General features: G+C 57.7%; 11 protein-coding genes. 8 read left to right on the forward strand and 3 right to left on the reverse strand.

The window, feature by feature from the left end; all coding sequences use genetic code 11:
• Positions 1-19 precede the first annotated feature (19 nt).
• On the forward strand, positions 20-391 hold the full coding sequence (locus tag DSD31_RS25180; protein ID WP_004869411.1) for a carboxymuconolactone decarboxylase family protein: 372 nt from the start codon (positions 20-22) through the stop codon (positions 389-391).
• Between the two features lie 44 nt (positions 392-435).
• Here DSD31_RS25180 and DSD31_RS25185 read toward each other — a convergent pair whose 3' ends face one another.
• Positions 436-2,868, reverse strand: a complete 2,433-nt coding sequence (locus DSD31_RS25185) for a bifunctional aspartate kinase/homoserine dehydrogenase II (protein WP_004869409.1) — start codon at positions 2,866-2,868, stop codon at positions 436-438.
• A gap of 2 nt (positions 2,869-2,870) precedes the next feature.
• A complete protein-coding gene (gene metB / locus DSD31_RS25190; RefSeq protein ID WP_004869407.1) occupies positions 2,871-4,031 on the reverse strand; it encodes a cystathionine gamma-synthase in 1,161 nt (386 codons plus the stop codon).
• Positions 4,032-4,297: 266 nt separating this feature from the next.
• On the opposite strand from metB, the gene metJ reads away from it, so the two are divergent.
• Complete coding sequence (gene metJ, locus DSD31_RS25195; RefSeq protein ID WP_004869405.1) at positions 4,298-4,615, forward strand: met regulon transcriptional regulator MetJ; 318 nt, start codon at positions 4,298-4,300, stop codon at positions 4,613-4,615.
• Positions 4,616-4,742: 127 nt separating this feature from the next.
• On the opposite strand, the gene rpmE is transcribed toward metJ, so the two are convergent.
• Positions 4,743-4,958, reverse strand: a complete 216-nt coding sequence (gene rpmE / locus DSD31_RS25200) for a 50S ribosomal protein L31 (protein WP_004869403.1) — start codon at positions 4,956-4,958, stop codon at positions 4,743-4,745.
• A 241-nt stretch (positions 4,959-5,199) separates the two neighbouring features.
• On the opposite strand from rpmE, the gene priA reads away from it, so the two are divergent.
• The 6 genes from priA to menA all read left to right on the forward strand — a co-directional run bounded on the left by priA (position 5,200) and on the right by menA (position 12,623).
• Positions 5,200-7,395 (forward strand): primosomal protein N', encoded by a 2,196-nt coding sequence (priA, locus tag DSD31_RS25205; RefSeq protein WP_004869402.1) that lies wholly within the window; start codon positions 5,200-5,202, stop codon positions 7,393-7,395.
• A 151-nt stretch (positions 7,396-7,546) separates the two neighbouring features.
• Positions 7,547-8,575, forward strand: a complete 1,029-nt coding sequence (cytR, locus tag DSD31_RS25210; protein ID WP_004869399.1) for a DNA-binding transcriptional regulator CytR — start codon at positions 7,547-7,549, stop codon at positions 8,573-8,575.
• A gap of 91 nt (positions 8,576-8,666) precedes the next feature.
• Positions 8,667-9,662, forward strand: a complete 996-nt coding sequence (ftsN, locus tag DSD31_RS25215) for a cell division protein FtsN (protein WP_071887201.1) — start codon at positions 8,667-8,669, stop codon at positions 9,660-9,662.
• 91 nt (positions 9,663-9,753) lie between these two features.
• A complete protein-coding gene (gene hslV / locus DSD31_RS25220) occupies positions 9,754-10,284 on the forward strand; it encodes an ATP-dependent protease subunit HslV (protein ID WP_004869393.1) in 531 nt (176 codons plus the stop codon).
• Between the two features lie 9 nt (positions 10,285-10,293).
• The gene (gene hslU, locus DSD31_RS25225) at positions 10,294-11,628 is read left to right on the forward strand and encodes an HslU--HslV peptidase ATPase subunit (protein WP_004869389.1); all 1,335 of its coding nucleotides are present in this window, start codon (positions 10,294-10,296) and stop codon (positions 11,626-11,628) included.
• 68 nt (positions 11,629-11,696) lie between these two features.
• Positions 11,697-12,623, forward strand: a complete 927-nt coding sequence (menA, locus tag DSD31_RS25230) for a 1,4-dihydroxy-2-naphthoate polyprenyltransferase (protein ID WP_113991366.1) — start codon at positions 11,697-11,699, stop codon at positions 12,621-12,623.
• Positions 12,624-12,639 lie beyond the last annotated feature (16 nt).

A 12,639-nucleotide genomic window follows, 5' to 3' on the forward strand; every position in this document is an offset into this window, starting at 1 on the left:
ATCATTATGAGGAAAGATCATGACATCCGAGCGTTATACCACCGGCCTGGACATGTTGCAGCGCGTTGACGGTAAAGGCGGCGATGCCGTCGTCAAAAGCCTGCAGGCCATCGCCCCGGACTTTGCCCGCTACCTGATTGAATTCCCGTTTGGCGATATTTACGCCCGCCCGGGGCTCGATTTACGCAGCCGTGAAATCGCCACCATTGCCGCCTTAACCGCGCTGGGCAATGCCGCACCGCAGCTAAAAGTGCATATTGCCGCCGGGTTGCACGTCGGTTTGTCGCAGGAGGAGATTATCGAAGTCATCATGCAGATGGCGGTGTATGCCGGATTCCCGGCGGCCTTAAATGGCCTGTTCGCCGCCAAAGAGGTCTTTGCGGCGCATTGATGTTCCGAGACCAGACGCCGGTCTGGTCTCGGGCAGAGGCAGGATTAGAGCAGCTGTGCCAGACGGTTAATATCCGACTGAATAGCGCCAGCGGTCACGTCGCGGCCGGCACCCGGGCCGCGGATAACCAGCGGGTTATCGCGGTACCAGCGGCTCTCGATGGCAAAGACGTTATCGCACGGCAGCAGCGCCGCCAGCGGATGCTCCTCGCGGACGGCTTCAACGCCAACCCGCGCTTTTCCGTTGGCATCAAAACGCGCCACGTAGCGCAGAACCAGCCCCAGTTCACGGGCGGCCTCCAGACGTTGCAGCATCTGTTCGTTCAGCTCTTCGCCATTCTCAAAGAAGTGATCCACAGAGCCCTCTTCACAGTGCGCAGGCACCAGCGATTCGACGCGCACCTGATCGGGCTCGATGTCATAACCGGCTTCGCGCGCAAGGATAACCAGCTTACGCATCACGTCTTTCCCCGCCAGGTCAACGCGCGGGTCCGGCTCCGTCAGCCCCTGCTGCCAGGCCTGATCGACCAGATCGGTAAACGGCACGGTGCCGTCAAACTGCAGGAACAGCCAGGAGAGCGTGCCGGAGAAAATACCGCTCAGCGCCAGAATAGTATCGCCGCTGTCAATCAGGTCGCGCACGGTATGGTTCACCGGCAGACCCGCGCCGACCGTAGCGTTGTACAGCCAGTGGCGGCCCGTTTTCTCGAACGCATCGTGAATCTGACGATATTTATCGCTGCTGCTGGCCCCGGCCAGCTTATTGGCGCTGATGACGTGGAAGCCGTGGCTGGCAAAATCAAGGTACTGATCGGCCAGCTGCTCGCTGGCGGTCACGTCCAGCACCACTAAATCATCATAGGGATGAGCGCGCATCCACAGGAACAGCGACTCTTCATCCTGCTCAACGGCTTCATCGTTAAAGAACGCTAACGCGCGGCTGGCATCCAGACCGTCGTAGTTAAGCAGGCTGCGGCGGCTGTCCACCACGCCGGCGAGGACAAACTCGAAGCCGGTGCGGGCTGAGAGCGTACTCTGTTCACGGGCAAACAGCTCCAGCCAGCGCGAACCGATGTTGCCTTTACCAAACAGGACCAGGCCAATACGTTTTTCTGCCCGGAACAGGGACTGATGCAGGCCCTGAATCAGGCTTTCCGTCGGGCCTGCGCGCAGCACCGCCACCAGGCTAATCCCCTCTTCAGACTGCCAGGTAAACTCGACCGGCTGTCCTTTCAACTGCTGCCAGAAACGGTGGCAATGCAGCGGGTTACGGCTGACGCCCGCCCCGACCATCGCCACCAGCGCCAGCTTCTGACGCAGACGCAGCTCGCCCGGCAGACCCGCTTCATCGAGCAGACGCAGCGCGCTGTCGGCCACTTCCGAGGTATAGCAGAACTGCAGCAGCTTACGATCGGCATGCACCCCCACCGCCAGCGGGCGCAGCTGGGCGCGTTTAAAGATAAGATCCAGCTCCTTGTGCGCCAGCTTGAAATCCTGACCGGCGGGCACCTGGAACTCAATCAGGCAGACATCATCATGGCTGGTGACAATTCGCGCGCCGGTGCCGGACGCCAGCACGCGCTCAATGCGCGTGGAGCCTTGCTCAGGCGTGTAGCTACAGCGCAGCTGCAGATCGATATCGCTACCGGAGACCGGTTGAAGGGTACGGGCGTGCAGGACCGGAGCCGCCAGGCGCGCCAGCTCGCTGGCTTCATCCAGGCGCAGCAGCGGCAGCAGGCACGCATCCTTCACTTTACGCGGATCCGCGCTGTAGACCCCGGCCACATCGCTCCAGATAGTGACGCGAGACGCCCCGGCCAGGGCACCAATTTGGGTCGCGGAATAGTCAGAACCATTACGCCCCAGCAGGACGGTTTCCCCGGCGCTGTTGCGCGAGATGAAGCCGGTCACCACCAGACGTTTGTTGGGATGTTGTGCCATCAGCTGTTGCAGCAGCGGATAAGACAGACCTTCATCCACCTGCGGCTGCGCAGCGCGTTCGGCGCGCAGGAAGCTACGTGCGTCAAGCCATGCCGCTTCCAGTCCCAGCTGGTTGAGCACCGCGGCCATCAGACGTGCAGACCACACTTCGCCATGGCCGACCACTTCAGCATAGACCGCATCGGTCACGCCGCTATCCAGCAAGCCGGCGAGACGCTCGAGGTCGTGAATAAACGACGCGATCAGCGTATCTGCCGCTTCTGCCGACAGCAGGCTGGCGATCAGCTCCATATGGTAACGGCGCAGCGACTGCTGTACCTGATGCGCAGAAAGGCGATCGGTCTGGCTGAGCTTCAGCCAGCTAATCAGCTGGTTGGTGGTGCTGCCAGCGGCGGAGACAACCATCATGTCACCGGCCTGCGAGTATTCCGTCATGATCCCCGCGACGCGCAGGTAACATTTCGCATCCGCTAAACTACTCCCACCAAATTTGTGCAGCTGACGACCCTTCGCCCCTGCCTGCGCATTCACACTCATGTTTATTCCTCGTTTGCTGCCCGGAAGCCATTTTCCAGGTCGGCAATTAAATCTTCACCATCTTCAATACCGGTCGAAATACGCAGAAGCGTTTCTGAAATCCCCGCCGCCGCGCGCGCCTCAGGCGCCATACCTGCATGGGTCATCGTCGCAGCGTGCGAAATCAGACTTTCTACGCCCCCCAGCGATTCGGCCAGCGTAAACAGCGATAATCCGCTCAGAAAACGACGCAGCGTCTGCTCATCGCCCTTCAGCTCAAAGCTTAACATCGCGCCAAAACCTTTTTGCTGACGGGCAGCAATCTCATGCCCCTGATTTTCCGGCAGAGATGGATGATACAGTTTTTTCACCAGCGGCTGGGTTTTCAGATAGTCGACAATCGCCAGCGCATTGCGCTGTGCGACTTCCATACGCGGAGAGAGCGTACGTAAACCACGCAGCAGCAGGTAGCTGTCAAATGCGCCGCCGGTTACGCCGATATTATTCGCCCACCATGCCAGTTCGGTGACAACAGCCGGATCTTTCGCAATCACCACCCCGGCGACCACGTCAGAATGCCCGTTCAGGTATTTTGTGCACGAATGCAGCACCAGATCGGCTCCCAGCGCCAGCGGATTTTGCAGCGCCGGGCTCAGGAAGGTGTTATCCACCACGCTCACCGCACCCGCTTCACGAGCCAGCGTGCAGATTTTCGCAATATCCACCACGCGCAGCAATGGATTACTTGGGCTTTCGACCAACACCAGCTTCGGTTTTTCAGACAATGCCGCACTCAGCGCCTGTTCATCGTTCTGATCGACAAACAGAACCCGATAGCAGCCGCGCTTCGCCAGGCTATCAAACAGACGATAGCTGCCGCCGTAGCAGTCGTGAGGGGCCACCAGCAGATCGCCGGGCTTCAGGAACACGGTCGTCACCAGCAGAATCGCCGACATACCGGTATTGGTCAGAACGGCGCCCGCTCCCCCTTCCAGCTCCGCCAGCGCGCGCTGCACCACATCGCGGGTAGGGTTACCGCGGCGGGAGTAGTCGTGGGCACGGGGTTCATTAAAGCCGGTAAAGTTGTAGGTACTGGAAAGGTGAATCGGCGGGACAACGCAACCGTATTGTTCGTCGTCATTTAAACCGCTACGCACTGCGATGGTGGCCTGTTTACGCGTCATGTTGGGCAGTTCCTGGGCTGAATCGGTGAAAAGTCAGGCACCAGAGTAATCATTGTCACAATAGACGTCAATACATCTGGACATCTAAACTTCTTTGCGTATAGATTGAGCAAATAGAGAATAGCCGTTAAAATTATATGCATTAGCGCATCTCTGCAGGGGCTTATCAGGTGTCAGAACGCCCCCTCTACGGTAAACTACGCGCAATTATGGCCCGGACCGTGGTTCTGGCCCTTAACTAATGACTAGAGGATTAAAGGTATCTCATGGCTGAATGGAGCGGCGAATATATCAGCCCATACGCTGAGCACGGTAAGAAGAGTGAGCAAGTAAAAAAAATTACGGTATCCATTCCTCTGAAGGTGTTGAAGATCCTCACCGATGAACGCACGCGTCGTCAGGTCAACAACCTGCGCCACGCCACCAATAGCGAACTGCTGTGTGAAGCGTTCCTGCATGCATTTACCGGTCAACCGTTACCCAACGATGAAGACCTGCGTAAAGAGCGCAGCGATGAGATCCCGGAAGCGGCGAAACAGATTATGCGCGAGATGGGTATCGACCCGGATACGTGGGAATACTGAGTCAATAAAAAAGGGCGGAAGTGACCTTCCGCCCTTTTTTACGTCTCTGCCCACCCTGAATCTGCATGCCGGGCATAACGACAGAAACAAAAAAAGCCGCCCGTGGGCGGCTTTTTCTTCCGGCAACTTACTTGCTGGTGCCTGGAACGCTGAAGCGCTTGTTGAAGCGGTCAACGCGGCCACCGGTCGCAACATCACGCTGCTTGCCAGTGTAGAACGGGTGGCATTTACCGCACACGTCGAGGTTCAGGTCGTGACCTACGGTAGAACGGATTTTCATGACATTACCGCAAGAGCAAGAAGCAGTAATTTCTTCGTATTTCGGATGAATATCTTTTTTCATGGGAGAACCTCAGTTAAGGCCGCGTCGCTCTTCCAGCCCTAACGCCAGACACCACGCGATGTTAATAATTTCCCGGCGCAATTCCGCTAAGCGTAATCCCCGGGTAATAGATTCTGATGCTGCACGAAGCGCACCAAAGGCGGCGAATCATACAGAATTTGACCAGCATATGCAAACTGATCCGCGAGCCCTTATCACAATGTGTATACTAACCGGCCAGATTTCAAGTCAGGAAGATGACATGCCCGTCGCCCACGTTGCCCTGCCCGTCCCGCTGCCCCGTACCTTTGACTACCTGCTACCTGAGGGAATGCCGGTCAAAGCAGGCTGCCGCGTGCGCGTGCCGTTCGGTAAGCAAGAGCGTATTGGGATTGTGACCGCCGTCAGCGAACGCAGCGAGCTGCCGCTGGATGAGCTCAAGCCGGTCATCGCCACGCTGGATGCCGAACCGGTATTTTCTTCTGCCGTCTGGCGACTGCTGCTGTGGGCGGCCGACTACTATCATCATCCCATCGGCGATGTGCTGTTCCACGCCCTGCCGATCATGCTTCGCCAGGGGAAACCAGCCAGCGCAGCGCCGCAGTGGTACTGGTTCGCGACCGAGCAGGGCCAGGCTGTCGATATCAACAGCCTCAAACGCTCGCCGAAACAGCAGCAGGCTCTGGCCGCACTGCGTCAGGGAAGGATCTGGCGTCACCAGGTTGCGGAGCTGGAGTTCAACGATGCGGCGTTGCAGGCCCTGCGCGGGAAAGGGCTTTGCGAGCTGGCAAGCGAAGCGCCCGCCCTCACCGACTGGCGAACCCACTTTGCTGTACCCGGCGAGCGGCTGCGCCTCAACACCGAGCAGGCCACGGCCGTCGGGGCGATTCACAGCGCATCGGATCGGTTTTCAACCTGGCTGCTGGCGGGGATTACCGGCTCCGGGAAAACGGAAGTTTACCTCAGCGTGCTGGAAAACGTGCTGGCGCAAGGCCGACAGGCGCTGGTGATGGTGCCGGAAATTGGCCTGACGCCGCAAACCATCGCCCGTTTCCGTCAGCGATTTAACGCCCCGGTTGAAGTCCTGCACTCCGGCCTTAACGACAGCGAACGTCTTTCCGCGTGGCTGAAGGCCAAAAATGGCGAAGCAGCTATCGTCATCGGCACGCGCTCCTCGCTGTTCACGCCATTTAAAAACCTGGGCGTGATCGTTATCGATGAAGAGCACGACAGCTCCTATAAGCAGCAGGAAGGCTGGCGCTATCACGCCCGCGATCTGGCGGTGTGGCGCGCTCATAGCGAGCAAATCCCGATTATTCTTGGCTCGGCAACCCCGGCGCTGGAGACGCTATACAATGTCCGCCAGGGGAAATATCGCCAGCTGAAGCTGACAAAGCGTGCGGGTAACGCTCGTCCGGCGCAGCAGCACGTGCTGGATCTGAAAGGACAGCAATTGCAGGCGGGACTCTCCCCGGCGCTGATTGCCCGCATGCGTCAGCATTTGCAGGCCGATAATCAGGTGATTCTGTTTTTGAACCGCCGCGGTTTCGCCCCGGCGCTGCTGTGCCATGACTGCGGCTGGATCGCAGAGTGTCCGCGCTGCGACAGCTACTACACCTTGCATCAGGCACAGCATCATTTACGCTGCCACCACTGCGACAGCCAGCGTCCGATCCCGCGCCAGTGCCCCTCCTGCGGCTCTACGCATCTGGTGCCGGTCGGACTGGGCACCGAACAGCTGGAGCAGGCGCTGGCGCCGCTGTTTCCCGGTGTGCCGGTCTCTCGCGTCGACCGGGATACCACCAGCCGTAAAGGCGCGCTCGAACAGCACCTCTCCGATATTCATCGCGGCGGCGCACGCATCCTGATCGGCACTCAAATGCTGGCCAAAGGTCATCATTTCCCGGATGTTACCCTGGTGTCGCTGCTGGATGTCGATGGTGCGCTGTTTTCCGCCGATTTCCGCTCGGCAGAACGCTTCGCTCAGCTCTATACCCAGGTCTCTGGCCGCGCAGGACGCGCGGGTAAACAGGGAGAGGTGATTTTGCAAACCCACCATCCGGAACATCCGCTGCTGCAAACGCTGTTATATAAAGGCTACGACGCCTTTGCCGAACAGGCGCTGGCCGAAAGGCAGACCATGCAGCTGCCGCCGTGGACCAGCCATGTCCTGATTCGTGCCGAAGACCATAACAATCAGCAGGCGCCGTTGTTCCTGCAGCAGTTGCGTAATTTACTGCAGGCCAGTCCGCTGGCCGATGACAAACTGTGGGTGCTGGGTCCGGTTCCGGCGCTGGCGCCCAAACGCGGGGGCCGCTGGCGCTGGCAAATTCTGCTCCAGCACCCTTCACGCGTTCGCTTGCAGCATATCGTCAGCGGTACGCTGGCCTTGATCAATACGCTGCCGGAAGCGCGCAAGGTAAAATGGGTCCTGGACGTCGATCCTATTGAAGGTTAAGCCTTCTCTTGCGAGACGGATCGAAAAAATTCAACAACCATCACGTTTTTCATGAAAATTCTGTAACTCTCTGCGTCGACTATCTGCTAAAAATGTTGCTGATGTCAGAACACAAGGGAAGTGTCTGCGCCAGTCAGCGAGGAGAAAACAGGTGAAGCCCAAAAAACAGGTGGTTGCCGCCACAATGAAAGACGTCGCCCTGAAGGCAAACGTTTCAACGGCAACCGTGTCCCGAGCGTTAATGAATCCGGATAAGGTTTCTCAGACTACCCGTAACCGGGTGGAGCAGGCGGCGCTGGAAGTCGGCTATTTGCCGCAGTCGCTCGGACGCAATATGAAACGTAACGAGTCGCGTACGATTCTGGTCATCGTACCGGATATTTGCGATCCCTTTTTCAGCGAGATTATCCGCGGCATTGAGATTACCGCGGCAGAACAGGGCTATCTGGTGCTGATCGGCGACTGCGCCCACCAGAACCGGCAGGAAAAGACTTTTATCGATCTGATCATTACCAAGCAGATCGACGGTATGTTGTTGCTAGGCTCCCGTCTGCCGTTTGACGCAGGCGTTGAAGAACAGCGCAATCTACCGCCGATGGTGATGGCGAATGAATTTGCGCCGGAGCTGGAGCTGCCCACGGTGCACATCGATAACCTCACCGCCGCATTTAATGCCGTGAATTATCTGCACGAACTGGGTCACCAGCGTATTGGCTGTATCGCCGGCCCGGAAGAGATGCCGCTCTGCCACTATCGCCTCCAGGGCTATGTGCAGGCGTTGCGTCGTAGCGGGATCACCATCGATCCGCACTATATCGCTCGCGGTAACTTTACCTATGAAGCCGGGGCCAGCGCGCTGGAACAGCTTCTGGCGCTGCCGGTGCCGCCGACCGCGGTCTTCTGCCATAGCGATATCATGGCGCTGGGGGCGCTGTCGCTGGCAAAACGCCGGGGACTGAAGGTACCTGACGATCTGTCTATTGTCGGTTTCGATAATATCTCTTTATCCGAATTTTGCGATCCGCCATTGACGACCGTTGCGCAACCGCGCTTTGATATTGGCCGCGAAGCAATGCTCCTGTTACTGGATCAGCTACATGGTCACAATGTGAACAGCGGTTCACGATTGCTGGACTGCGAACTGATCGTTCGCGGCAGTACACGCAAAATCAGAGCATAACCATCAGGTTTTCGGGCCTGCTCTTCTGGTCAAAGGCCCGCCGCTTAAGTAACATGGCGGACTGACGAACGAATAAAACAGCGAAACGATAGTGGCACAACGAGATTATGTACGCCGCAGCCAACCGGCTCCTTCGCGGCGCAAAAAGGGTAATACCCGAAGCTCAAGGAATAAACAGAGCAGCCTTCCGGCGGTTTCACCGACTATGGTTGCGATCGCGGCGGCAGTGCTGGTGGCCTTTATCGGTGGGCTGTACTTCATCACGCACCATAAAAAAGAAGAAGCGGAAGCGCTGCAAAACCGTCAGGTGGCAGGTAATGGCCTCCCGCCGAAACCGGAAGAGCGCTGGCGCTATATCAAAGAGCTGGAAAGTCGCCAGCCTGGCGTACGTGCGCCTACTGAACCGACGGCCGGCGGGGAAGTCATGAAGCCCGAGCAGTTGACCAATGAACAGCGCCAGCTGCTGGCACAAATGCAGGCGGATATGCGCCAGCAGCCGACCCAGCTGACCGAGGTGCCGTGGAACGAACAAACCCCGGCTCAGCGCCAGCAAACGCTGCAGCGCCAGCGTCTGGCGCAGCAGCAGGTACAACAACAGCAGCAGGCTCAGCAACAATGGGCGCAAACCCAGCAGCAGGCGCCGGTGCAACAACAGCCGCGCGCGCAGCAGCGCGTTGCAGAGCAGCCGTACCAGCAGCCAAAGCCGGTACAACAGCCGAAACAAACCGCCTCGACGCAACAGCCGTATCAGGATCTGCTGCAGACGCCTGCGCATACCGCCGCACAGCCTAAAGCCCAGGCAGCTGCGCCGGTTGCTCGCGTTGAAGAGGCGCCGAAAGCAGCGGCGGAGAAGAAAGACGATCGTAGCTGGATGATTCAGTGCGGCTCCTTTAAAGGCGCAGAACAGGCGGAAACCGTTCGGGCGCAGCTGGCGTTTGAAGGGTTCTCCTCGCGCATTACCACCAACAATGGCTGGAATCGCGTGGTCATTGGGCCACTGAAGGGCAAGGAGAGCGCCAACGATATGATCACTCGCCTGAAGATGGCCGGACACGCAAACTGCATTCGTCTCGCCGCCAGGGGTTGAAACCCTAAAAATCCCCCCCATCTATAATTGCATTCTGCCCCGCGTGAAGCGCGGGGCCCCTATTCCGCTTTTGTAACCAAGGGGTCTGCTCGTGACAACAATAGTTAGTGTTCGCCGTAACGGCCATGTGGTTATTGCCGGTGATGGCCAGGCCACGCTTGGCAATACCGTCATGAAAGGTAACGTGAAAAAAGTGCGTCGTCTCTACAACGACAAAGTGATCGCGGGCTTCGCCGGCGGCACCGCCGACGCCTTCACGCTATTTGAACTGTTTGAACGTAAACTGGAAATGCATCAGGGGCACCTGGTCAAAGCCGCCGTGGAACTGGCGAAAGACTGGCGTACCGATCGTATGCTGCGCAAACTGGAAGCTCTGCTGGCCGTGGCGGATGAAAACGCTTCGCTGATCATCACCGGTAACGGTGACGTGGTGCAGCCAGAAAACGACCTGATTGCTATCGGCTCCGGTGGTCCCTACGCTCAGGCCGCTGCCCGCGCTCTGCTGGAAAATACCGATATGAGCGCACGCGATATCGCAGAGAAGGCGTTGAATATTGCAGGTGATATCTGCATTTATACCAACCATTTCCACACCATCGAAGAATTAGCCTCTAAAGCGTAAGGATCTCCCATGTCTGAAATGACCCCACGCGAAATTGTCAGCGAACTCGACAAACATATTATCGGCCAGGACGCGGCGAAGCGTTCTGTCGCTATCGCGCTGCGTAACCGCTGGCGCCGTATGCAGCTGAACGAAGAGCTGCGTCACGAAGTCACGCCGAAAAACATTCTGATGATCGGTCCGACCGGTGTGGGTAAAACGGAAATTGCCCGTCGTCTGGCGAAACTGGCCAACGCGCCGTTCATCAAAGTTGAAGCCACAAAATTCACCGAAGTGGGCTATGTCGGGAAAGAAGTGGATTCGATTATCCGCGACCTGACCGATGCGGCGATCAAAATGGTCCGCATGCAGTCGATCGATAAAAACCGCTATCGCGCGGAAGAGCTGGCGGAAGAGCGCATTCTTGATGTGCTGATCCCGCCGGCAAAAAACAACTGGGGCCAGGCGGAACAGCCTCAGGAACCGTCTGCCGCCCGTCAGGCATTCCGCAAAAAACTGCGCGAAGGTCAGCTCGACGATAAAGAAATCGAGATCGATCTTGCCGCTGCACCGATGGGTGTGGAAATCATGTCCCCTCCGGGCATGGAAGAGATGACCAGCCAGCTGCAGTCGATGTTCCAGAACCTGGGCGGCCAGAAGCAAAAACCGCGCAAGCTGAAAATCAAAGACGCAATGAAGCTGCTGATTGAAGAAGAAGCGGCGAAGCTGGTCAACCCGGAAGAGCTCAAACAGGATGCCATCGACGCCGTAGAACAACACGGTATCGTATTTATCGATGAGATCGACAAAATCTGTAAGCGCGGCGGCAACAGCTCCGGCCCGGATGTCTCTCGCGAAGGCGTGCAGCGCGACCTGCTGCCGTTGGTCGAAGGCTGCACGGTGTCGACCAAACACGGCATGGTGAAAACTGACCACATTCTGTTTATCGCCTCTGGCGCATTCCAGGTGGCCAGTCCGTCTGACCTGATCCCTGAACTACAGGGTCGTCTGCCGATTCGCGTCGAGCTGAAAGCGCTGACGACGGAAGATTTCGAGCGCATCCTGACCGAGCCGAACGCCTCCATCACCGTTCAGTATAAAGCGTTGATGGCGACCGAAGGCGTCAACATCGAGTTTACGGAAGACGGCATCAAGCGCATTGCGCAGGCGGCATGGCAGGTTAACGAAACCACCGAAAACATCGGCGCTCGTCGTCTGCACACCGTGCTGGAGCGTTTGATTGAAGACATCTCCTTTGACGCCAGCGAAATGGGTGGTCAGAGCATCATTATTGATGCCGAGTATGTTGGTAAGCATCTGGATGTGCTGGTGGCGGATGAAGATCTGAGCCGTTTTATCCTATAATCCGGTTCAATGTATTTTCATCACAATCGATGGGGCTATATATAGCCCCATTTTTTTGGCCAGGAATTATGACTGAACAACCGATAAACCGAACCCAGGCCTGGCTGGAAAGCCTGCGGCCAAAAACGCTACCGCTGGCCTTTTCCGCCATTGTTGTCGGTACGACGCTCGCGTGGCATCAGGGGTACTTCGATCCCTGGGTGGCGCTGCTGGCGCTGATCACCGCCGGCCTGCTGCAAATCTTATCCAACCTGGCGAACGATTATGGCGATGCCGTTAAGGGCAGCGATAAACCCGACCGTATCGGGCCGCTACGCGGCATGCAAAAAGGGGCCATTACCCAGCCGCAGATGAAACGCGCGCTGATCGTTACCGTGGTGCTGATTTGCCTCTCCGGGCTGGCGCTGTTGTTCTGCGCCTGGCAGACGATGGCCGATTTTATTGGTTTCATGGTGCTGGGGAGTTTAGCGATTATCGCCGCGATCACCTACACCGTCGGCACCCGGCCCTATGGCTACATCGGCCTTGGCGATATCTCGGTGCTGGTCTTCTTTGGCTGGCTTAGCGTCGCAGGAAGCTGGTATCTCCAGGCCCACACGATTGAAGCAACCATTTTCCTCCCCGCTACCGCCTGTGGTCTGTTAGCCGCCGCGGTGCTGAATATCAATAATCTGCGCGATATCGACAGCGACAGAGAGAACGGCAAAAACACGCTGGCAGTACGTCTGGGGCCGCTCAACGCTCGCCGCTATCACGCTTGCCTGCTCATCGGTGCGCCGCTGTGCCTGGCGCTGTTTACCCTAATTTCTCTGCATAGCCCATGGGGTTGTCTGTTCCTGCTCGCCACGCCGCTGCTGGTGAAGCAGGCGCGATTTGTGATACGCGAGCGCGAGCCGGTGGCAATGCGCCCGATGCTGGAACGCACGGTGAAAGCAGCGCTGCTGACCAACCTGCTGTTTGTCATTGGGATTATTTGCAGCAAGCTGGTAGGTTAACTGACAAATATCAATT

Origin of the sequence: Klebsiella sp. X13 (assembly GCF_003323835.1) — a bacterium.
Taxonomy (GTDB): domain Bacteria; phylum Pseudomonadota; class Gammaproteobacteria; order Enterobacterales; family Enterobacteriaceae; genus Klebsiella; species Klebsiella ornithinolytica.